The 20,638-nt window shown below is 57.8% G+C and carries 21 protein-coding genes; 11 read left to right on the forward strand and 10 right to left on the reverse strand.

Translation table 11 applies throughout. The features are described 5' to 3' along the window. The first annotated feature begins 27 nt into the window (after positions 1–27). Positions 28–1,521 (forward strand): exodeoxyribonuclease VII large subunit, encoded by a 1,494-nt coding sequence (xseA, locus tag GOW92_RS03390; RefSeq protein WP_170557995.1) that lies wholly within the window; start codon positions 28–30, stop codon positions 1,519–1,521. Between the two features lie 10 nt (positions 1,522–1,531). Here xseA and GOW92_RS03395 read toward each other — a convergent pair whose 3' ends face one another. After that, the gene (locus GOW92_RS03395) at positions 1,532–1,927 is read right to left on the reverse strand and encodes a hypothetical protein (RefSeq protein ID WP_170557997.1); all 396 of its coding nucleotides are present in this window, start codon (positions 1,925–1,927) and stop codon (positions 1,532–1,534) included. A gap of 133 nt (positions 1,928–2,060) precedes the next feature. Here GOW92_RS03395 and GOW92_RS03400 point away from each other — a divergent pair, with 133 nt between their 5' ends. From GOW92_RS03400 to GOW92_RS03420, 5 genes are all read left to right on the forward strand, one after another. Beyond that, positions 2,061–2,699, forward strand: coding sequence for a lysoplasmalogenase family protein (locus tag GOW92_RS03400; RefSeq protein WP_170557999.1), 639 nt, complete (start codon positions 2,061–2,063; stop codon positions 2,697–2,699). Between the two features lie 58 nt (positions 2,700–2,757). Next, on the forward strand, positions 2,758–3,921 hold the full coding sequence (gene ftsY, locus GOW92_RS03405; RefSeq protein ID WP_170558001.1) for a signal recognition particle-docking protein FtsY: 1,164 nt from the start codon (positions 2,758–2,760) through the stop codon (positions 3,919–3,921). Between the two features lie 87 nt (positions 3,922–4,008). Further along, positions 4,009–4,911 carry an EamA family transporter gene (locus GOW92_RS03410; RefSeq protein WP_170558003.1) on the forward strand — a complete coding sequence of 301 codons (903 nt, stop codon included), beginning with the start codon at positions 4,009–4,011 and terminating at the stop codon, positions 4,909–4,911. 16 nt (positions 4,912–4,927) lie between these two features. Next, entirely contained in the window at positions 4,928–5,533 is a 606-nt protein-coding gene (locus GOW92_RS03415; RefSeq protein ID WP_170558005.1) for an inner membrane-spanning protein YciB, read from the forward strand. A gap of 160 nt (positions 5,534–5,693) precedes the next feature. Then, a complete protein-coding gene (locus GOW92_RS03420; protein ID WP_170558007.1) occupies positions 5,694–6,362 on the forward strand; it encodes a Crp/Fnr family transcriptional regulator in 669 nt (222 codons plus the stop codon). Positions 6,363–6,582: 220 nt separating this feature from the next. Here GOW92_RS03420 and GOW92_RS03425 read toward each other — a convergent pair whose 3' ends face one another. The 6 genes from GOW92_RS03425 to rpiA form a co-directional block, all read right to left on the reverse strand. Then, complete coding sequence (locus tag GOW92_RS03425; protein ID WP_170559324.1) at positions 6,583–8,025, reverse strand: DegQ family serine endoprotease; 1,443 nt, start codon at positions 8,023–8,025, stop codon at positions 6,583–6,585. Between the two features lie 185 nt (positions 8,026–8,210). After that, positions 8,211–8,405, reverse strand: coding sequence for a DUF2065 domain-containing protein (locus GOW92_RS03430; protein WP_170324515.1), 195 nt, complete (start codon positions 8,403–8,405; stop codon positions 8,211–8,213). After that, positions 8,405–9,283, reverse strand: coding sequence for a protease modulator HflC (gene hflC, locus GOW92_RS03435; protein WP_170558009.1), 879 nt, complete (start codon positions 9,281–9,283; stop codon positions 8,405–8,407). The genes GOW92_RS03430 and hflC overlap by 1 nt, the downstream gene beginning before the upstream one ends. After that, complete coding sequence (gene hflK / locus GOW92_RS03440) at positions 9,283–10,428, reverse strand: FtsH protease activity modulator HflK (RefSeq protein ID WP_170558011.1); 1,146 nt, start codon at positions 10,426–10,428, stop codon at positions 9,283–9,285. Before hflK ends, hflC begins: the two co-directional genes overlap by 1 nt. 72 nt (positions 10,429–10,500) lie before the next feature. After that, positions 10,501–11,859 (reverse strand): glutathione-disulfide reductase, encoded by a 1,359-nt coding sequence (gene gor, locus GOW92_RS03445; protein ID WP_170558013.1) that lies wholly within the window; start codon positions 11,857–11,859, stop codon positions 10,501–10,503. A 323-nt stretch (positions 11,860–12,182) separates the two neighbouring features. Continuing rightward, complete coding sequence (gene rpiA / locus GOW92_RS03450) at positions 12,183–12,968, reverse strand: ribose-5-phosphate isomerase RpiA (RefSeq protein ID WP_170558015.1); 786 nt, start codon at positions 12,966–12,968, stop codon at positions 12,183–12,185. Positions 12,969–13,135: 167 nt separating this feature from the next. Here rpiA and GOW92_RS03455 point away from each other — a divergent pair, with 167 nt between their 5' ends. From GOW92_RS03455 to GOW92_RS03470, 4 genes are read left to right on the forward strand one after another with little or no spacing between them, the layout of a single operon-like run. Beyond that, complete coding sequence (locus tag GOW92_RS03455) at positions 13,136–13,837, forward strand: glutathione S-transferase family protein (RefSeq protein WP_170559326.1); 702 nt, start codon at positions 13,136–13,138, stop codon at positions 13,835–13,837. Between the two features lies 1 nt (position 13,838). After that, complete coding sequence (locus tag GOW92_RS03460; protein WP_170558017.1) at positions 13,839–15,212, forward strand: L-serine ammonia-lyase; 1,374 nt, start codon at positions 13,839–13,841, stop codon at positions 15,210–15,212. Positions 15,213–15,236: 24 nt separating this feature from the next. Beyond that, positions 15,237–15,647, forward strand: a complete 411-nt coding sequence (locus GOW92_RS03465; RefSeq protein ID WP_170558019.1) for a GFA family protein — start codon at positions 15,237–15,239, stop codon at positions 15,645–15,647. A gap of 39 nt (positions 15,648–15,686) precedes the next feature. Then, a complete protein-coding gene (locus tag GOW92_RS03470; RefSeq protein WP_170558021.1) occupies positions 15,687–16,601 on the forward strand; it encodes a DMT family transporter in 915 nt (304 codons plus the stop codon). On the opposite strand, the gene GOW92_RS03475 is transcribed toward GOW92_RS03470, so the two are convergent. Beyond that, positions 16,546–17,253: a thiamine diphosphokinase gene (locus tag GOW92_RS03475; RefSeq protein ID WP_170558023.1), complete on the reverse strand. Its 708-nt coding sequence runs from the start codon at positions 17,251–17,253 to the stop codon at positions 16,546–16,548. The two genes, GOW92_RS03470 and GOW92_RS03475, sit on opposite strands and share 56 nt — an antisense overlap. Before the next feature lie 122 nt (positions 17,254–17,375). On the opposite strand from GOW92_RS03475, the gene GOW92_RS03480 reads away from it, so the two are divergent. Next, entirely contained in the window at positions 17,376–18,989 is a 1,614-nt protein-coding gene (locus tag GOW92_RS03480) for a hypothetical protein (RefSeq protein WP_170558025.1), read from the forward strand. Positions 18,990–19,067: 78 nt separating this feature from the next. Here GOW92_RS03480 and GOW92_RS03485 read toward each other — a convergent pair whose 3' ends face one another. Both GOW92_RS03485 and GOW92_RS03490 read right to left on the reverse strand, forming a co-directional pair. Then, positions 19,068–19,310: a DUF2842 domain-containing protein gene (locus GOW92_RS03485; RefSeq protein ID WP_170558027.1), complete on the reverse strand. Its 243-nt coding sequence runs from the start codon at positions 19,308–19,310 to the stop codon at positions 19,068–19,070. Continuing rightward, a complete protein-coding gene (locus GOW92_RS03490; RefSeq protein ID WP_170558029.1) occupies positions 19,310–20,602 on the reverse strand; it encodes an adenylosuccinate synthase in 1,293 nt (430 codons plus the stop codon). The genes GOW92_RS03485 and GOW92_RS03490 overlap by 1 nt, the downstream gene beginning before the upstream one ends. Between the last annotated feature and the right edge of the window lie 36 nt (positions 20,603–20,638).

Raw genomic sequence — 20,638 nt, forward strand, 5'->3', positions numbered from 1 at the left:
GCCGGGCATTTGACACAAGGCGCTGAAATGTCCGACCTGCTTGATGACCCAATCCCGGGCCAAAACACCCCTGAATACTCCGTTTCGGACATCTCGGGCGAAGTAAAACGCACGCTCGAAGGCGCGTTCGGGCGAATCCGAGTACGCGGTGAGGTTGGCCGCGTTTTCAAGGCGCGCTCGGGCCATCTGTATTATGACATTAAAGATGATCGCAATGTTTTGGCCTGCACCACCTGGAAAGGTCAGGTTTCCAACTTGTCCGTCGTCCCGGAAGAAGGTCTTGAGGTCGTGGTCACCGGCCGCCTGACGGCTTTTGGTGCGCAGTCAAAATATAACCTGAACGTCGACGAGGTTGCCGTTGCAGGACAGGGCGCGCTGATGGCCCTTCTGGAAAAACGCAAAAAGCAGCTTGAGGCCGAAGGCCTGTTTGCGCCTGAACGCAAACGACAGCTGCCTTACCTGCCCCAAATCATTGGCGTGGTGACCTCACCATCCGGAGCCGTGATCCGAGATATCCTGCACCGCCTGCGCGACCGCTTCCCGCGCAAAGTGCTGATTTGGCCTGTCGCTGTGCAGGGTGCCAACTGCGCCCCTGAAGTTGCGCGTGCGATCGAGGGTTTCAACAAACTGACACCGGGCGGTGCACTACCCCGGCCCGATCTGATCATCGTCGCGCGCGGCGGTGGATCCATCGAGGACCTGTGGGGCTTCAACGAGGAAATCGTCGCGCGCGCAACTGCGGCATCCGATATTCCGTTGATTTCTGCGGTGGGTCACGAAACGGACACGACGCTGATCGATTTTGTTTCGGATCGCCGTGCGCCAACACCGACCGCTGCCGCCGAACTTGCTGTTCCCGTTCGTATGGAACTGCTGGCTTGGACCGGCGAACAAGGCGCGCGTCTGTCTCGTGCCGCGACGGACGCGGTTCAAAGGCGTTCTCAACGACTTCGCGACCTTTCCCGCGCGTTGCCTCGCCCAGACAGCCTTTTAAACACTCCGCGTCAACGCCTTGATTTGATTGCGGATAGACTTACACCCGCCCTGAACCGCGGCGTTCAAAACCGGCGTTTGCAAGTGGTCGAACTGTCGGCCCATCTGCGCCCATCGACATTGCGTACCCTCGTTTCAACCAGAAACGAGGCGTTGCGGAATCTATCCTCCCGCCTCTCGCTGCGTCCGATCCAAAGAGAGATCGAACAACAACGGCAGAATATCAACAGGTTGGCGGATCGAATGAACGCAGCGCAGGCCACACGCCTGGATCGGATGCGGCAACAACTGGACGCCGCCGATCGCCTGCGTGAAACACTCAGCTATAAGGCGACGCTGCAGCGTGGCTACGCCGTCGTTCGCGCTGGGGGCGAGGTCCTGACGACCAAGAAACAGGCGTCAAAACACAGCGCCTTCGAAATCGAGTTCGCGGATGGCTTGCTGAACACGGGTCAGCCCACGACCTCATCTGCGACGCCAAAACGATCCGCAAAGAAAGATGCACCGGATCAGGGTTCACTCTTCTAGGCAAACACGATCAGACACCAACTTCGGGGCCAAGACAGACCATCTCTTCATTGACGTCTTCGGCCTCGTACAATTCAGTGGCATCCGAGTTGCCTTCGAACAGGGCGATCAACCCGCCGTCAGACTTGGTAAAGACCCAGCACTGCGGATCAATCCGGTCTTCGTAAACAAAGCAGATCTGATCCGCTTTTTCGTACCAGACACCCTCTTTGCAATTGCCATCCAGAAACGACCAGATCACACGGCGATTGGGCAAATAGCGCTCGACTCCGTACACCGTTCCTTGAAACCCGTAGAACATGGTTTTTCCACGCGTGTAGGTGTCGAATTCAGCCCCTGTCAGTGCTGGTTGAGCAGCAGCCGTCTGCGCGGCAAGGGTCAATAGAATCGCAAGGTATCTCAGCATAGGAGTATTCTGCCAGATGCACGTCAGGCGCGCCAATACACAACTGCCGTCGCACGGATGCCTTAACGTCACCGCTTGAGTTGCGGCGACCATCCCGGTGATGCTGCTAAAAAATCCAACCGGGGGAAACTTCATGACGACCGCTCTTTTCTGGATCGCTGCAGCGAGTGCTCTGATCTACTTGCCGATGTCGCAACGACCTGCCAGCGCTCTGCGGTCCCTCTTCAAGACAGCCTCTGTGGCACTTTTGGCCGTTACGGCGGTCCTAAGCGGCGCCCCCGTGCTCTTGTCCCTTGCGTTGGCCTTGTGTGCACTGGGCGACGCACTGCTATCGCGTGAGACGGATTCGACCTTCATGGCTGGGATCGGTGCATTTGCAGCGGGCCATTTGGCATACATCGCCCTGTTTCTCAGCTACCCGGCCAGTGATACCGCCCTGATTCTGGGCAAACCCGGTTATTTCTGGTCGCTGGTCATCCTTGGGATCGTGGCCGCGACCCTCCTCGCCCCACGCGCCGGAGATCTTAAGGTTCCGGTTCTATGCTATATTCCGATTATTCTTGGTATGGGGCTAACGGTTCTCGCCGTGCCCGAAGCAGGCGCGCTGCGTTGGGCTCTGCCCGCCGCACTGGCTTTCATCGCGTCAGATCTCATCCTGGCGACAGAGAAGTTTTTGCTGCCCGTCGATCATCCAGCGCTGCGCTTCACGCCCTACATGATCTGGGTCCTTTACTGGGGCGCGCAAGCCGGGCTGTTGATTGCGTTTTTGTGACCCTTTGCAACTGCCGCAAATCCGCATTAGGTGAGGGGAACACCTGCGGAGACCAAAAATGGCGTTTTTCTCAAAGCTAAAGGACAAGCTGTTCAAATCCTCGTCCCGCCTCGAACAGGGGCTGGACGCCATCGTCGAAGACGGTGGCGAGGAAACTGCCGCCCCCGCCCCCATTATCCCCGAGCCCGAGCCGCAGCCCGAACCGGTTCCAGAAGTTCCACAACCTGTGCCGGAAACGCCGGACCCTGCGCCCGCACCACAACCTGTCGAGACGCCAGAACCCGCGCCCATCGACCCAACACCTGCTCCACCCCCACCCGAAGACGCACCATCCAAAGGTATGCTCGGGCGTTTCTTTGGGCGTAGCGAAGCCAAGGCGGTCGTTCGCCGTACCTTGGACGACGATATGTTGGAGCAGTTGGAAGAGCTGTTGATCGCCTCGGATATGGGAGTGGACACCGCCCTGCGCGTAACCTCAAACATGGCTGAGGGACGGCTGGGCCGAAAGCTGTCTACGCAAGAGATCAAGCAATTATTGGCCCAGGAAGTCGCCCGCGTGATGGAACCCGTGGCCAAGCCGCTGCCCATCTACCCCAAACGCCCGCAAGTCGTGCTGGTCGTTGGCGTGAACGGGTCCGGCAAAACCACAACAATCGGCAAGCTAGCCAGCCAGTTCAAAGCGGCCGGCAAAAAAGTCGTGATCGCGGCCGGAGATACATTCCGCGCCGCCGCTGTCGAACAGCTTCAAGTTTGGGGCGAACGTGCAGGTGTGCCAGTTCTGACTGCGCCCGAAGGATCTGATCCTGCGTCGCTGGCGTTTGATGCGCTGACCCGCGCCCAGCAGGACGGCGCGGACCTGCTGATGATCGATACCGCCGGCCGCCTGCAAAACCGTTCGGACCTGATGGAAGAGCTGGCCAAGATCGTCCGGGTGATCCGCAAAGTTGACGAGACCGCCCCGCACAACACGCTGTTGGTACTGGACGCCACCACTGGCCAGAACGCGCTGAGCCAGGTCCAGACTTTCCGCGACCTCGCCGACGTATCAGGGCTGGTCATGACCAAACTCGATGGCACCGCAAAGGGGGGCGTGCTGGTTGCACTGGCCGACAAGTTCGGCCTGCCGATCCATGCCATCGGAGTCGGAGAGCAAATCGACGACCTGGCCCCATTCGACCCCGAAGAATTCGCAGCCGCCCTCACCGGCCTCGACCAAAGCTGATCCGCACCTTCATCTGGCCCCAAGTATCTTCCGGGGGTCTTAGGGTGGAAGACCCCCAACCTCTCCATCCAGCGGAAAGACTGACATTTGAGCGACTGGCTAATTTCTCTCGAAGGCACCGAAGCGGGCCACCATCTGGCCCTTGGCCTTGCCTTGATGGCAGCCTTCCTGCATGCAGTTTTCGGCGCGTTACAAAAAGGCCGTCACGATCCATGGCTATCCCGGGGCGCAATCGACGCCTGCTATTGCCTGATGGCCGCCCCGTTCGCCTTCTTCGTTGTGCCCTGGCCGGAACCCTATATGTGGCCGATCTTCGCGGTCGTCTGGCTAATCCACATCGCCTACAAGGTCCTTCAGGCCATGGCTTATACCAAGGGCTCATACACCGTCGTCTACCCGGTGGTACGCGGAACTGGCCCCCTGTTCACGGTCATCGGCGCATATCTTTTGTTCGGCGAAACCTTTACCAGCATCCAATGGTTCGGTGTTCTGGTTCTGCTGGCCGGCATTTTCGGGCTAGCCGCTTACAATTTACGGTATCTTGAAACCAACCGCGAAACACTGGGTATGGCGCTGACGCTGGCAATCGCGACCGGGCTGTTCGTGGCCCTCTACACCACGTATGACGCCTATGGTATTCGCGCCACTGCCGATCCGTTTACCTTTCTGGCTTGGTTTTTCATGATCGATGGGTTTGCGATGCCGATTTACGCCTTCCTCAGATGGCGAACCATGATAAACCGACCCGCGATTGGTCCCCTGATGGCGCGGGGGTTGGCCGGTGGCATCATCGCGCCTATGTCCTTCGGAGCAATCATGCTGGCCACAAGGCTGGACAAGGTCGGCGAAGCGGCAGTTCTGCGGGAAACCTCGACGGTCTTTGCAGCGCTGATCGGGTGGCTGGTGTTGAAAGAAACGGTGGGGCCAAGACGGGTCGCCCTGATGGCATTGATTGCATTGGGCGCCGTAATAGTTGAAATGGGCGGATAGGCAGCAAGGAACCGACATGTCAGGCAAAAAAGAAATCAATCCGTTTCTGAAACAAGTGCTGGAACTTGGCCCCCCGCTGGCCTTCTTCTTCATCTACCTACGCCTGCGTGACGACAGTTTTCTGATTGGCGGCATCGAGTATTCCGGCTTTATCGTTGCCACGATCATCTTTGTACCACTGATGCTGGCAGCCATGGGTATCCTCTGGTACCTGACCGGCAAACTCAGCCGGATGCAGATATTCACCGCCTTTATGGTCATCTTCTTCGGTGGCCTGACCGCGTGGTTCAATGACGAGCGGTTTTTCAAGATGAAAACAACGCTGGTTTATGGCTTCTTCTCGGCCATCCTGGGAATTGGACTGCTACAAGGGAAATCCTACCTGGCCTATGTCCTCGAGGATATGCTGCCGATGCGCCATGAGGGCTGGATGATCCTGACCCGCCGGCTATGCGGCTGCTTTGCAGTTTTGGCCGTTGCCAACGAATTTGTTTGGCGCACAATGTCGACGGATCTGTGGGTCAAGATCGAAACTTTCGCCTTTCCAATCGCATTGATGGCGTTTCTGATGCTTCAGTTCAGCCTGCTGCAACGCTACATGGATGACCCCGACCACCAATAGGCGAGTAGCGTGGCTTGCCGCACAGCCAATACGTTTGCGTTCATGTTGAGACCTTAAACGACGGGCGTATGGGCAAACCAATAAAAACCTTGGAATAATAGCCCGGCTGTGGAACATTGGGTCACCACTCAAAACCAGCAGCCGGGGACCGCTCAACCACATGACAGCACTCCCAAACAGCGGATTTCTGTCCGAGGCATCAGACCGTCTCAGGGCGATGCTTTCATCACTCGCGACCGAGATTTCCCTGAACCAGGGACAGGTGTTGTTTGAGCAAGGGGATGAAGGCGATGCGCTCTATGTGATTTCGGAAGGCACGCTTGAGGTTTCCTTTCTTGCGATGAGCGGGCGAAAGCTGTCTTTGACCCTTATGAAACCGGGCGAAGTGTTTGGTGAAATCGCATTGTTCGATAGCGGGCCCCGCACAGCGACGATTGCGGCGGCCGAGCCATCGAAAGTTCTGCGCGTGCGCCGCAGTGACGTCATGGACCAGATCAGACAGCATCCCGATCTTGCGGTCGATATGATCCGGTTGGCGGGACTGCGCATGCGCTGGATGGGATCACAGCTGAACGAACAGGTGTTTCTGCCAATGCCCATTCGTCTGGCCCGCAAATTGCTGCATCTGTCCGCCCTTCAGGACGATCCGGCCATGCGTATTACCCTGTCCCAAAGCGAGCTGGCTGAGTTCGTCGGCGCCACGCGCGAGGCGGTATCCAAAACGATTTCCACGTGGAAACGGGACAAGGTTGTCGAGGCGTCGCGCGGTGGGCTGATGATCCAGGATTTCAACGCCCTGAAAGAGCTGGCGGAATCTGACCTGATCTGACTTGTGACCTCCTTCACATACGACGCATGCCAAAATAGCTAATGTCTTAGGTGTTACCGTAGGAGGTCAGAGAATCATCCCCGATATCTGTCCACTGACCTCTCCCTGTACCAGAGCCACACGCCTCCCCGGCGTGTGGCTCAGTTACTTTCAGCGTCACGTAGAATTGAAAAAGGCCAGAGCATTGCCCTGACCTTGTTAGAGAGTTTGATGGGATGCGTTACTCGTCCAGAGTCAGCGCGACAAACCGTGGGTCTCCGCCGCGGCGTACAAGCAACAACAGCGATTTACGCCCAGCTTCATGCGCTTCTTCCATGCGTGCTTCCAGATCTTCAATCGACGTCACCTTTTGCTGCCCGGCCTCAGTAATTAGGTCACCGGCGCGCAGACCCTTGGAAAACGCTTCCGAGGATTCATCCACTTCGGTGACAACCAGCCCGTCTGCGTCCTCTTCAAGACCAAGATCGGTGCGTAGCGTGTCTGTAAGCGGCGAAATGGTCAGGCCCAGAATGTCTGCGTTTTCGTCCGCTGGCGCTTCCGAAGTTTCCTCGTCGCTCTGTTCGGCCCGCTCGGCATCCTCGCGACGTCCCAAGGTGACCAGAACGGTCTGCGTGCCACCATCGCGGTGCACGACGACGCGCACAGATTTACCAACCGTCGTCTCGCCAACCTGACGCACAAGACCGCGTGTATCTTCGACCTCGACCCCATCAAAGCTGAGGATCACGTCACCAGCCAACAGACCAGCATCCTTGGCAGGGCCATCCGGAACATCACTGATCAGTGCGCCGCCCGGCTTTTCAAGCCCCATTGCTTCGGCCATGTCTTCCGTCACGTCCTGAATACGTACACCCAGCCAGCCGCGTCGGGTCTCACCGAATTCACGCAATTGGTCGACCACCTTGACCACGACATTGGATGCCATCGAAAAGCCGATCCCGATTGAGCCGCCATTAGGCGACAAAATCGCAGTGTTCACGCCGATCACTTCACCATTCATATTGAACAGCGGCCCGCCCGAGTTGCCCCGGTTGATCGCTGCGTCGGTCTGGATGTAGTCGTCGTACGATCCGCTCAGCGCCCTATTCCGAGCCGACACGATCCCGGCAGAAACCGAGAAACCCTGCCCCAGCGGGTTGCCCATGGCAATAACCCAATCTCCGACACGGGCGATGTCGCTGTCACCAAACTGCACGTATTTTAGCGGGCCTGTAGCCTCGACTTTGAGCAGCGCGATATCGGTTTTCTCATCTGTGCCGATCACCTTGGCAGGCAGTTCCTTGGCAGGCTGGCCATCGCCGGGGAAGAACTCCACAAGGATTTCATCGGCCTCGGCGATTACGTGATTGTTTGTGACGATGTAACCGTCTTCGGAAATCACAAATCCCGAACCTAACGCGTTGCTGCGACGTGGTCGGTTATCGCCATCACCGCCTCGGTCGCGATCCTGAAAATCCCGAAAAAAATCTTCGAAAGGAGACCCTTCGGGCACAATGCCCTGTGGTCCCGTTTGACCCTCGATCAGGGTTGATGTCGTGATATTGACGACAGCCGGGCTGATCTGCTCGGCAAGTGGTGCAAGGCTTTCGCTTCGCGCCTGCGCCGAGACGGTTTGAGCCAGAACCAGCATCATCCCCACCAGAACCAGCCACATCAGCCGCATGAAACCAACACCCTCGTCCTGCCGGACCGAAATACTGCGTGCTTGTGCCTGCACTTGGGAACTCCTTGTCAACAAGTCTCGTCAAAATGCCCTTGGGCAAATCTTCTCAGGAACCAATGTAGTCGGTTTGTCCCTGCCCGCAACTCGGGATCGTAGGGAAATCACCTGCAAGTGAGGTCACCACGTCAAAACCCGACCTGATATGCGCCCCATAGCAGCACAAGACCACTGACCACGCACAGCAAACCGGCCAACCGCCGGGCCTGCTCGGGTAGTGACCGCAGCGCCTCTAGCATACGCTCAATAAGCGAAGGGGCCAGCGCATAGGCCAGCCCCTCGACAATCAATACTAGCCCGAAAGCCAGAAGGATCAGGCCCATTACCGGCCAGCCTGCCCGGTGGGCGATTTCAGGTAGTTAAAGAACTCGGAATCCGGGCTCAGCACCATCGAGCTGTTTCCGCCCTGCAGTGCGTTTTCATACGCACTGAGCGAGCGGTAGAATTCAAAGAACTCCGGGTCTGCGCCATAGGCTTCGGCAAAGATCGCGTTGCGTTCGGCGTCTGCCTCACCGCGAATGATCTCGGCCTCACGTCGGGCGTCAGATACCAGCTCCACCACGGTCCGGTCTGCCTGCGCACGCACGCGCTGCGCCGCCTCGTTACCACGGGCACGTTCGTCGGTCGCTTCGCGTTCACGTTCCGCTTTCATCCGGTCGAATGTGGCCTCAAGGTTGGCCTGAGGCAGATCGGTCGCTTTCAAACGCACGTCGATCACATTCACGCCCAGCGCCTGCGCTTCGGCAATCGCGCTGTTACGGATGCGCAGCATCAGCGCCGCACGGTCCGAGCTGAGGATGTCACGGGACGAAACCGAACCCAGTACTTCGCGTGTTTCGGCGCGCAGGATGCGGTCCAAACGGTCCTCGGCAACTGGGATACCGCCGACACCAACGGCCTGACGGAACCGGTTCAGATCAGAAATCCGGTAACGCGCGAATGCGTCGACAACCAGACGACGGTCATCCAGAGGTGTGACCTCGAGCGGCTGAACGTCAATTGACAGGATGCGGTCGTCATAGCGTACGACTTCTTGAATCACCGGAATCTTGAATGCCAAACCCGGCTCTTCCTTGACTGCGACAACGCGACCAAACTGCAGAACCAGCGCGCGTTCACGTTCATCAACGATGAAAATCGAAGACAAGCCAACGACGCCCAGGATCACAACCAGAATAAGGATAATAGGTGACTTACGCATCAGTTGCTCTCCCCTGCAGGGCTACGGCGCAACTCGTTGAGCGGCAGGTAAGGCACAACGCCCTGGCCCTGACCGGTCGAGTTTTCGTCCAGAATGATCTTGTCGACGTCACCGAGAACCTGTTCCATCCGCTCCAGATACAGACGTTTTCGGGTCACATCAGGTGCTTTTGAGTACTCTTCCAGAACCGCACTGAAACGGCTGGCTTCACCCTGTGCACCGTTGATCTGCTGCGCGCGATAGCCTTCAGCCTCTTCCAGTACCTGCGCCGCTTCACCACGGGCTTCCGCCAGGACGCGGTTAGCGTAGGCATCCGCCACATTCTGCAGGCGGTCACGTTCCTGTGCCGCGGCCTGAACGTCACGGAAGGCCGCGATCACGTCTTGTGGTGGGTCGGCCTTGTCAAAGTTGACGCGGACAATGTTGATGCCTGAATCGTAACTATCCATTGTGGATTGAATCAGTTCCTGCAAACGGTCTGCAATGATACCGCGGTCCCGGTTCAGGATCGGAGCCAATTCGCTTTGCGCGATAATCTCACGCATAGCCGATTCCGACACCGCGCGGATCGTCTGGCGCGGGTCGCGCAGATTAAACAGGTACTTGGCCGGATCGTTGATATTCCAGACGACCTGATAGTCGATATCAACCACGTTCTCGTCGCCGGTCAGCATCAGGCCATCATCGCTTCCGCGAGCTCCGCCCATGTCCTCGGTCTGTTCGCGCGTGACCGGGATGACTTCGGCGGTCACGAATGGCCAAGGCGCAAAGTTCAGACCCGGATTTCCGACGGCTGAGAATTCACCAAGAAACAGTTCAACCGACTGTTCTTCGGGTTTGACTGTGTAGAAGCTGGCCGCCCCCCACAATACCGCCGCCACGACGACACCGATAAGAACCGTGCCTTTGGTAAAGATCGGACCGCCGCCGCCAGAACCCTGACCATTGCCACCGCGGCCCGAACCGCCGCGACCGCCCATCAGGACACGAAGTTGCTCCTGACCCTTTTTCATCAGCTCATCGATCTCGGGGATCTGCGGGCTGTCGCCTTCGGGGGGCTTGCGCCCGTCCCCGTTGTTACCCCGATTTCCTCCGCCGCCCGAAGAGCCTCCGCCCCCCCAGGGGCCGCCGCTGTTGCCCGCCATATGTATCTATTCCCTTGTGTTGGACCGTGTGATCACGGGTTCCCTTGTAACTTGTGTGCGCGCGGTTGCAAATCAAGCAGTGCGTACAGGTTGCCGCATTGTCACCAATTCCTCGGCCATGACCGGGTGAACGGCGACTGTACGGTCGAAATCTTCCTTGGTTGCGCCCATTTTGACCGCGATGCCCGCCAACTGAATCATCTCCCCCGCACCGGGCGCAACAATGTGGCAGCCCAGCACTTTGCGAGTCGCCTGACTGACGATCAGCTTCATCAGCACGCGCTGTGTTCCACCGGCAAAGGCCTTTTGCATTGGCTTGAACGAAGTCGCGTATACTTCGACAGGTTCCTGCGCTGCGGCCTCTTCTTCGCTCAGGCCCACGGTGCCAAACTCCGGCTGAGTGAAAATCGCGGTTGGGATCAATTCGTGATCGACCGGCGTTGGATTGCCTTTAAACACCGTTTCCACAAAGGCCATCCCTTCACGGATCGCAACCGGCGTCAGGTTCACACGGTCAGTAACGTCACCGATTGCATAGATCGAAGGCACGCCAGTCTGGCTGTACTCATCCACCACGATCTCACCTTTGCGACCGCGTTCCACGCCCAGCGCCTCAAGGCCCAGATTATCTGCATTGGGTGCGCGACCGGTGGCGTACATGACCACATCGAACTGATCTTCGGTGCCATCAGTCGCTTTCACGCGGATCTTGTCGCCTACTTTTGTCATTTCTAGCACATTGGTGCCAAGGCGAACGTCAATGCCGTTCTGACGCATTTCTTCGCAGATCAGACCGCGCGCTTCTTCATCAAAGCCACGCAGGATTTGCGCACCACGGTAGAACTGAGTGGTCTTGACGCCCAACCCGTTCATGATCCCAGCGAATTCGCTGGCGATATAGCCGCCACCGACGATCAAAATGCTTTGAGGCAGTTTTTCGAGGTGGAAGATCTCGTTCGAAGTGATCGCCAGGTCCGACCCCGGAAACTCAGGGATTACGGGACGACCACCGGTAGCGATCAGGATGTGCTTGGCCGTCTTGCGGGTACCATCAGCCAGCTCGACCGTATGGGGGTCCACTACGGTTGCGCGCTGATCAAAGCTTTCGACGCCGTTGTTTTTCAAGATATTGCGATAAATACCTTCCAGCCGATCCAGTTCCGTCACCAGCTTGCCGTGGAAGGTGTCCCAGTTCAAAGCACCGGACTGAATGTCCCAGCCATAGGCCTGCGCGTCGCCAACCATACCCGAGAACTCACTGGCAAAAACCATCAGCTTTTTCGGTACACATCCCCGGATGACACAAGTGCCGCCATAACGGTCTTCTTCGGCCAGAGCCACTTTGGCTCCGTTCTCGCCCGCAGCCACACGTGCAGCCCGGACCCCGCCCGAGCCCCCGCCGATGACAAAAAGATCGTAGTCAAAGCTCATTTGTCCTGCCTCTTCCATACTTCAGCAATCGCCAAATCGGCGTTGCTAGGGGTGTACTCTATCCGGCGCTGCTGTCCAGAGTGATCGCTGGGCACCAGCAGCTCTGAAATCTCGAGTTTGCACAGGGGTTCGCTGCAGCGCTGTGATCAAACGCCCAGATATGCTCGTATTTCATTTATTCAACGGAGGCCCCTGCTTCTTGACCGACCATTCCGAGCACCAAGTTGAACAGGATCGAAATCGTTCGAGGTCGCAATTTCAATCATACCAATGCGAGTACCCAGAGTTTACAAATGAGAAAATTGGGTCTGCGCCTCTAGCGCTCAATCCGCCAGATCCGAAAACAGGTTCTCACCACCATCGACCAACTGATCCAACTCGAACGTGCCATCGTTGATATCGCGCAGCTCGACCCGGCCATCGCCGTGGCCGATCACAACTTTGTCACAAATGTCGATGAACAATCCGTTCTCGACGACGCCCGGCACCTGGTTCAGCACCAGCGCCGTTTGACGGGGGTTACCGATCCGCTGAAGGCGGAGGTCCAGAATGTGATTGCCCTCATCCGTAACAAACGGCGCCTCTCCGTTCATGCGCAGCGTGGCTGAGGTGCCAAGAACATCCATCGTATCCAGCGCCTCTTGAATCAGTGTCCGAGTGGTCTGCCAGCCAAATGGGATCACCTCGACCGGCAATGGAAACGCGCCCAGCGTTTCGACCTCTTTCCCTGCGTCGGCAATGACGATCATCTGATCGCTGGCCGTGGCGACAATCTTTTCTTGCAGATGCGCGCCTCCGCCGCCTTTTATCAGGTTTAGATCACCGTCGAACTCGTCCGCCCCGTCTATCGTCAAGTCCAGCCAACCCGCTTGATCCAGCGAGACGACTTCAATCCCCAACTCACGGGCCAGTTGTGCGGTGCGGGTCGAGGTTGGAACACCCTTGATCCGCAAACCTTCGTCTTGGACCCGCTCCCCCAGACGGCGGACCATCCAGGCAGCGGTTGATCCGGTGCCCAGCCCAACCCGCATTCCGTCCTGGACCATGTCAGCGGCCCGTCGCGCCGCGGCATATTTGGCCTTGTCGATGGGTGACAGATCTCCGGTCATTGCAGCATTCCCCCTTGGTATTGCGGATTTTATACGGAATCTCCGACCCAACTGCGAGGGCCAATTCACCCTTCCAACTGGCCAACTTGTCGCGAAACTACGCGTTTCCTATCGGAAACGTCGCAATCGGAGCGTTGAGCACGCCGGTCGGTGTATACATACAGGCCATGAACGCGCCCTACATACTGCACTATGCCCCCGACAACGCTTCTCTGGTGATCAGACTGGTGCTGGAAGAGATGGGCATACCGTATGAGACGGCCTTGGTGAATCGCCGGCAAAACGCGCAGGACAGCGCGGCATACAGGGGTTTGAACCCGAACGGGCTGATACCGGTCCTGGAAACGCCGCAAGGCCCTATCTTTGAAACAGCTGCCATCCTGTTGTGGCTGGCAGATGCACACGCTCAACTGGCCCCCGCCCCTGACAGTCCGGACCGGGCGGCGTTTCTGAAGTGGCTCTTCTTTGCGTCGAACACATTGCACGCCGATCTGCGCATTCTGTTCTATGCCGAGAAATACATCGACGCATCACATGCCGAACAGTTGCGCAACGGAATTCGACCACGTCTGCGCCAACATCTTCGGATCTTGGATGACGTGGCCAAAACTGGACCAGTCTGGCTACATGCTGATCAGCCCTCGGTCCTGACGTACTATCTTGCTTGCCAAATGCGGTGGATGGCCCTTTATCCGGCCAATAGCGATCGCAGTTGGTTCCAACTGGCGGATACGCCTCATCTGCAAATCATTCTGATGAACCTCGAAAGCCGCCCCGCAACCCGGGCTGCCATCTCGGCAGAGGGGTTGGGGGTTACCCCCTTCACCAGTCCAGCTTATGCTAAACCTCCAGAAGGCTCTGCTACCTGATATGTTTCTGTCTGTCTTCGATATGTTCAAAGTGGGCATCGGCCCGTCCTCGTCTCACACGATGGGGCCAATGGTTGCGGCCGCGCGGTTCCTGGACCTTATGCGCGAGTCGCCGTTTGAATTTGCCGGTCTCAAAGGATCTTTGCACGGGTCGCTGGCCTTTACCGGCGTAGGTCATGCAACCGATCGGGCCACTATCCTTGGGCTGGCCGGGTTCGTTCCCGACACTTATGACAACGACAAGGCCGAGGCCGCGCTGGCTGCTATCGCGGAAACACATTCAGTCACGCCCGAGGGGTTGCCGACACTGCAGTTTGATCCCAAAGCCGATCTGACCTTCGACTATGACCACAACCTGCCGGGTCACGCCAACGGGATGATCCTGATGGCTACTGACGCGCAGGGCGACGTGATCCTGCGGCAAGTTTATTATTCCGTCGGTGGCGGGTTTGTCCTGACAGAAGAAGAACTGGCCGAAGGCAAAGCCACCAATGACGGCCCCCCGGTCCCCTTCCCGTTCCACTCGGCAGCCGAGATGCTGGAGATGGCAAATGCCAGCGGCAAAAGCATCGCTCAGATGAAGCGCGAAAATGAAATCGCGCGGGGCTGTGCCGACAGTTTCGCAAAAGGCACGGCCCGCCTTTGGGAAGTCATGAACAACTGTATCGAACGTGGACTGAAAACCGATGGCATCCTGCCTGGCGGTCTGAAGGTGCGCCGCCGCGCTAAGGGCATTCACGACGCATTGTTGGCTGAACGGGGTATGAACCTGAACGCGCCACACACCATCAATGACTGGATGAGCGTCTATGCGATGGCGATAAACGAGGAAAACGCGGCTGGTGGGCAAGTTGTCACCGCCCCCACCAATGGGGCAGCGGGCACAATGCCTGCGGTACTGCGCTATTACCTCGACCACGTTCCGGGTGCCTCGGAAAGCCATATCGAGGATTTCTTGCTGACGGCCGCTGCAATCGGAGGTCTGGTCAAATACAACGCTTCAATCTCGGGTGCGGAAGCCGGATGTCAGGCTGAGGTCGGCAGCGCTTCAGCCATGGCGGCCGCGGGTCTGTGCGCCGTGATGGGGGGCACACCTGAGCAAGTGGAAAATGCCGCGGAAATCGCGTTGGAGCATCATCTTGGCATGACCTGCGACCCAGTTGCCGGGTTGGTGCAAGTGCCTTGTATCGAACGCAACGGGTTGGCGGCGATCAAGGCCGTCTCGGCAGCGTCGCTGGCACTGCGCGGCGATGGGAAACACTTTGTGCCACTGGATTCAGTGATCGAAACCATGCGCCAGACCGGCCATGATATGCACGAGAAGTACAAGGAAACGTCTCTGGGCGGGTTGGCGGTGAACGTGCCAAACTGCTGACACTGACAGTAACGGAGGACAATAATGCAAGGACACTGCCTGTGCGGCACCATCCGGTATGAGGTTGATCCTCCGGTCCTATCCTGCGTGAACTGCCATTGCGACAGTTGCCGACGGCAATGCGCCGCCCCCATGACGACCTATTTCGGCGTGCGGGACGGACAATGGCGCTGGACCGGAGCGCCGCCGAAAACATTCAATTCGTCCCCGGGTGTCGAACGCAGCTTTTGTCCCAATTGCGGCACGCCGATCTCATTTCGCTCGGAATCCATGTCCGACGTGCTGCATTTGTATGTCGCCACGTTGGACAATCCCAACCTTTTGCAGCCCACGCTGCACGTGGCACATGAAGAACGGCTGGACTGGCTGAAACTGGGTGATGATCTGCCGGTCTGTATCGGACCGGATTACACAAAGGTACAGCCAATTTCATAGACGCTTTCAACCGGACGTCAAAACCCGTAGCGTCACCGCATGACCCAGGATCGCCCCGTTTTTGGCATCTTATTGATGCTGTGTTTTTGTGTGCTGGCGCCACTGGGCGATTCCATCGCCAAGCTTTTGGGTGAGACGACTCCGCTGGGCATGTTGGTCTTTGTTCGCTTTGCCGTTCAGGCGTTGATCCTGATCCCCTTGGTGGCCCTGAATGGCCGACACTGGCGTTTTCGCGGACGTCTTCTAAGGCTCGCGTTCATTCGAACAGTTCTGCACATCATCGGCATCGCCGCAATGTTCAGCGCGCTGCAGTATTTGCCCTTGGCGGACGCGGTCGCCATCGCCTTTGTCATGCCCTTTATCATGCTGCTGCTCGGCAAATACGTACTGGGCGAAGAGGTTGGCATACGCCGCCTGATCGCCTGCGTTGTGGGGTTCGTGGGGACTCTGTTGGTCATCCAACCCAGCTTTGTTCAGGTCGGCGCGGCCGCGCTGCTGCCCTTGCTCGTGGCGGTGGTCTTTTCGCTCTTCATGCTCGTTACGCGACAGATTGCCAAGGAAACTGATCCAATCGCCCTTCAAGCTGTGTCCGGAGTGATGGCGACATTTATGCTTCTGCCCGTTCTGGCGATGGGAACACTCGGCAATATTTGGGAGGTGTCCTTCGTCGTACCCGCGCGCGACAGTCACTTGCTGCTGATCGGGATCGGGGTTCTGGGCACCGTCGCGCATCTGTTCATGACCTGGTCGCTACGCTATGCCCCGTCCGCCACGTTGGCCCCCACGCAATATCTCGAGATCCCGGTGGCAACTCTCTTTGGTTTGTTGATCTTCCATGATCTTCCAGACGGATTGGCAGCAGCCGGTATTGGTATCACCGTAGCGGCGGGTCTTTATATCATTCTGCGCGAACGGGCCAGTGCCCGGTCTGCCCCGACAGAAACGCCTGCATAAGCTGGTCCAGAGTGTATCTCGGCACCATCACCAACAAACCCGGCCCGTCCACCGTCAACTCGACATCCGCCAGCGCACGATTGGATGTGCCGACCTGCCCGCCGGGCTCCATCACCAGATCGTCGATAGCCCACTCCAACCCCTTGCTAGTGCCGGTCACTCGGCGAAACGGAAACAGTGAAACGACGTCGCCGGGCGTGATGCTTAGGGAAATTCTCGGTGGTGCGTGAAAGACGACTTCGGTCTCTCCCAACAGGATACAAGGTTTATCCTGCCTCTGAACCAAGGTGTTAAGAACGGCGAGTTGATGGTCCAGCCGCCCTCCCAGAAACCCTGCCCCCAGAACAACAGGCGCTTCGATGCTGCGCAAAGCCTTGTCAAAGTCTGTGCTGTTTTGTTCGCGTAGGGGATGCAACCGGTCCGCAGGAATTTGGTCTTTGTGCTGGCTGTGCAACGAATCGAAGTCGCCGATCACAGCGTCCGGGATGCGACCCGATTCCACCAATGGGGCAGCACCTCCATCTGCAGCCACCACCGTTTTGGCGCGAATCAGCATCACATTCAGGTCGTCAGGCCCGATTTCCCCGCCTCCGACCAGTGCAATTGGCTCAAATGACCGCACAATTGGGCGATTTTTACTTAGATTGATCATTTTTCCCGGATTTGGACACATTGAGACCACAAAATGATAGGTTCATGCAGAGAGTTCAGAGCCAATGGGTGTGCCTGCATAAGGCTGGTTGGCTCTCGTAGTTTGTAGAGGACGTGCGTCTGATGGTACAGAACAACAAGGTATTGACCGTTTCTTATGGAACCTTCTCCTGCACTTTGGAAGGCTTTGACGATTCATTCGAAACGATGAAGGCAATCGCAGAATACTTCCGCGACCTTTCCGCCGATGATCGGTATTTCGGTTCTGAACCCCCACAGCCTGACGCAGAAATGCTGACCCGTATCGCTCAGCGCGACGCCGCAAAACATGTGGAAGCCAGCCAAAGTGATTCCGGACTGTTGCTGCGCGCGACCCAGCAAGCGGCGAGGTCTGCGCCTGCAGCGGTTGCAACAGCTGCACAGCCAGACCCGGCCCCCAGCACGACCCCCCCTGCGCAAGGCGCCGAGTCGTTCTTCGCAGATGCTGAACCGGTCGAAAGCGCGCCCGCACCGGCTGCGGACAGCATTGCCGCCAAACTGCAGCGCATTCGCGCCGTCGTTTCGCATTCCGAAGAAAATTCGGTGGTTTACACCGAGGACGAGGAAACAGGCTTGGGCGATCAATCGGCCGTTCCGAAAGATGCGGTTGCCGCAGCGTTTGAAGCGGGCTCGCTTGATGTGTCGGACCTGACGGAAACGGACAAGCCCGAAACGGAAGTTGAACCAACTGCACCGACTTTTGAGGCGGAAGAAATCGACGACACTCCAGCTGTGGCCGAGCCGGTGGCGGACGCTGAAACGACAGAGGAACCGGAAGAATCCGTTCAGCCATTCACGATGCCGCAGGACGACGACTACGAAGATGAAGAAGAGGCCCCGACGCCCTCTGCGCTGTTCACAGATCTTGAAGAAACGGCTGAGACCGATGAGCCGGGAAATATCCTGAGTGAAGAAGCCGAAGAGGATCAGATCGACGCCGTCGCCGAGTCCAAAGATGGCTATCTGACCGCCGAGGATGAGGCCAATGTTCTGAGTGAGATTTCGAAGGTCGAGGCTGCTATGGACGGTCGAGCACCGGACGAAACGGCCTTGGATCAGGATATGTCCCGCCTGATGGACAAGGCAGACAGCCAGATGGACGACCCGGCGACCAGTACGCAGCGCGAAACATATTCACATCTGCGCACGGCAGTCGCTGCGACCGAAGCTGAGCGCGGGAACCAGCCGCGGGACGAAGACTCCGAAGAAAGCGGATATCGTGGCGATCTGACGTCGGTCGTAAGCCCGCGCCGCCCCGAGATTCAAGTCACCAGCATGCGCCCGCAATCCGACACTTCATCCCCCTTGAAGCTGGTTGCAGAACAGCGTGTTGACACAAATGAACAGGACGCCGGCCCCGTGACCCCCCGCCGCGTCACGTCCAAATCAGAGGACGAAGCAAACGAAGAAGGTGGCTTTGCCCATTTTGCACAGGAACAAGGCGCACAATCGCTGCCCGACCTGTTGGAAGCTGCAGCCGCCTACTTGTCGTTCATCGAAGGTCAGGAACAATTCTCGCGCCCGCAGCTGATGAACAAGATTCGTTCGCTCAAGCAGGATGACTTCAACCGTGAAGAAAGCCTGCGCTCGTTCGGCCAGCTGCTTCGGGACGGCAAGATCGAAAAAGCCGGTGGCGGTCGTTTCGCAGCTTCAACGCAGATCGGGTTCCGCCCTGACGATGAACGCGCCGCGGGCTAAACTCGGAGAAATCAATAGAGAAAGGGGCCGATGCTAGCCATCGGCCCCTTTTCTGTGTGTAGTAAGAAATGCGCCCTCTCAGTCTTGCGACTGATCCGGATCCGCCTGTCCAACGCCCTTGAACACGAATTTGAAGGGCAAGGCCCAAACGACGCCCAGACCGATATAGACCAGTAGTTCAAGCCAGATCGGTGGTCGATCGAGCCAATTCACAACCGTCACCACTGCGACGATATAGAGAGGCAACCCAATCAGTAAAAGCGCCAGAGACCAACGGCGGCGCGCCTTATAGCTGAGGCCTTGTTTCTGCTCTTCTGCCATCAGTCTGCAAACGGATCTGTCACCAGAATGGTGTCATCCCGCTCCGGGCTGGTGGACAAAAGGGCAACGGGGCAATCGATCAACTCCTCGACGCGGCGCACGTATTTGATGGCATTGGCCGGCAGATCCGCCCAGCTGCGCGCGCCTTCGGTGGATTCGCTCCAACCCGGCATTTCTTCGTAAATCGGCTTGCAGCGCGCCTGTTGGTCCGCAGCTGTTGGAAGATAGTCCAGTCGTTCGCCGTCCAACTCATAGCCAACGCAGATTTTCAGGGTCTCGAAACCGTCCAGAACGTCCAGCTTGGTCAGCGAGATACCGTTCACGCCGCTGGTCGCGCAGGTCTGGCGCACAAGGCAGGCATCAAACCAACCACAGCGCCGCTTACGGCCTGTGGTGGTTCCAAACTCGTGTCCACGCTCACCAAGACGCTGGCCATCGTCATCATCCAGCTCGGTCGGGAACGGCCCCTCACCCACCCGGGTGGTATAGGCTTTGACGATGCCCAGAACAAAATCGATCGAACCCGGGCCGATGCCAACCCCGGTAGATGCCTGACCAGCGATTACGTTGGATGAGGTCACAAAAGGGTAAGTGCCGAAATCAATATCCAGCAACGCCCCCTGCGCGCCTTCGAACAGGATACGCTTACCCGCCTTGCGCTTTTCGTTCAGCACTTTCCAGACCGGTGCTGCGAAGGGCAGAATCTGGGGTGCGATCTCTTTCAGCTGAGCGATCAGAGCATTACGGTCAATCGGTTCCAGCCCAAGGCCGTTTCGCAGAGCATTGTGGTGAACCAAGGCGCGATCCACTCGCAATTCCAGTGTCGCATCATCAGCCAGATCAGCCACCCGGATCACGCGGCGGCCAACCTTGTCCTCGTAACACGGTCCAATGCCGCGGCCGGTCGTCCCGATTTTCGCAACCGAGTTTTGGCTTTCACGCGCCCGATCTAGTTCGCCATGGAACGGCAGGATCAACGGCGTATTCTCAGCAATCATCAGATTTTCAGGGGTGATGTCGACACCCTGAGCCTGAATGGTTCCGATCTCTTTGATCAGATGCCACGGATCCAGAACCACGCCGTTGCCGATAACGCTCAGCTTGCCACCGCGTACAACGCCAGACGGCAGCGCGTGCAGCTTGTAGACCTCACCATCGATGACCAGTGTATGACCAGCGTTATGTCCGCCTTGAAAGCGTGCAATCACGTCTGCCCGTTCGCTGAGCCAGTCGACGATCTTGCCTTTTCCTTCGTCACCCCACTGGGCGCCGACAACAACCACATTGGCCATATCAGGTCCTTTTGCGCTGAGTTATCAAACTCGGCT

The sequence above is a fragment of the Ruegeria atlantica genome, assembly GCF_013032505.1.
Taxonomy (GTDB): Bacteria; Pseudomonadota; Alphaproteobacteria; order Rhodobacterales; family Rhodobacteraceae; genus Ruegeria; species Ruegeria atlantica_F.

What these genes read in the sequence shown, in the direction of transcription:
- GOW92_RS03395 (WP_170557997.1), bottom strand. Translation starts at nt 1,927, where the DNA reads ATGCTGAGATACCTTGCGATTCTATTGACCCTTGCCGCGCAGACGGCT.
- GOW92_RS03490 (WP_170558029.1), bottom strand. Translation starts at nt 20,602, where the DNA reads ATGGCCAATGTGGTTGTTGTCGGCGCCCAGTGGGGTGACGAAGGAAAA.
- gor (WP_170558013.1), bottom strand. Translation starts at nt 11,859, where the DNA reads ATGAGCTTTGACTACGATCTTTTTGTCATCGGCGGGGGCTCGGGCGGG.
- hflC (WP_170558009.1), bottom strand. Translation starts at nt 9,283, where the DNA reads ATGCGTAAGTCACCTATTATCCTTATTCTGGTTGTGATCCTGGGCGTC.
- rpiA (WP_170558015.1), bottom strand. Translation starts at nt 12,968, where the DNA reads ATGACCGGAGATCTGTCACCCATCGACAAGGCCAAATATGCCGCGGCG.
- GOW92_RS03470 (WP_170558021.1), top strand. Translation starts at nt 15,687, where the DNA reads ATGACCCAGGATCGCCCCGTTTTTGGCATCTTATTGATGCTGTGTTTT.
- GOW92_RS03465 (WP_170558019.1), top strand. Translation starts at nt 15,237, where the DNA reads ATGCAAGGACACTGCCTGTGCGGCACCATCCGGTATGAGGTTGATCCT.
- GOW92_RS03400 (WP_170557999.1), top strand. Translation starts at nt 2,061, where the DNA reads ATGACGACCGCTCTTTTCTGGATCGCTGCAGCGAGTGCTCTGATCTAC.
- GOW92_RS03420 (WP_170558007.1), top strand. Translation starts at nt 5,694, where the DNA reads ATGACAGCACTCCCAAACAGCGGATTTCTGTCCGAGGCATCAGACCGT.
- GOW92_RS03460 (WP_170558017.1), top strand. Translation starts at nt 13,839, where the DNA reads ATGTTTCTGTCTGTCTTCGATATGTTCAAAGTGGGCATCGGCCCGTCC.
- GOW92_RS03455 (WP_170559326.1), top strand. Translation starts at nt 13,136, where the DNA reads ATGAACGCGCCCTACATACTGCACTATGCCCCCGACAACGCTTCTCTG.
- GOW92_RS03415 (WP_170558005.1), top strand. Translation starts at nt 4,928, where the DNA reads ATGTCAGGCAAAAAAGAAATCAATCCGTTTCTGAAACAAGTGCTGGAA.
- xseA (WP_170557995.1), top strand. Translation starts at nt 28, where the DNA reads ATGTCCGACCTGCTTGATGACCCAATCCCGGGCCAAAACACCCCTGAA.
- GOW92_RS03480 (WP_170558025.1), top strand. Translation starts at nt 17,376, where the DNA reads ATGGTACAGAACAACAAGGTATTGACCGTTTCTTATGGAACCTTCTCC.
- ftsY (WP_170558001.1), top strand. Translation starts at nt 2,758, where the DNA reads ATGGCGTTTTTCTCAAAGCTAAAGGACAAGCTGTTCAAATCCTCGTCC.
- GOW92_RS03430 (WP_170324515.1), bottom strand. Translation starts at nt 8,405, where the DNA reads ATGGGCCTGATCCTTCTGGCTTTCGGGCTAGTATTGATTGTCGAGGGG.
- hflK (WP_170558011.1), bottom strand. Translation starts at nt 10,428, where the DNA reads ATGGCGGGCAACAGCGGCGGCCCCTGGGGGGGCGGAGGCTCTTCGGGC.
- GOW92_RS03425 (WP_170559324.1), bottom strand. Translation starts at nt 8,025, where the DNA reads ATGCGGCTGATGTGGCTGGTTCTGGTGGGGATGATGCTGGTTCTGGCT.
- GOW92_RS03475 (WP_170558023.1), bottom strand. Translation starts at nt 17,253, where the DNA reads ATGATCAATCTAAGTAAAAATCGCCCAATTGTGCGGTCATTTGAGCCA.
- GOW92_RS03485 (WP_170558027.1), bottom strand. Translation starts at nt 19,310, where the DNA reads ATGGCAGAAGAGCAGAAACAAGGCCTCAGCTATAAGGCGCGCCGCCGT.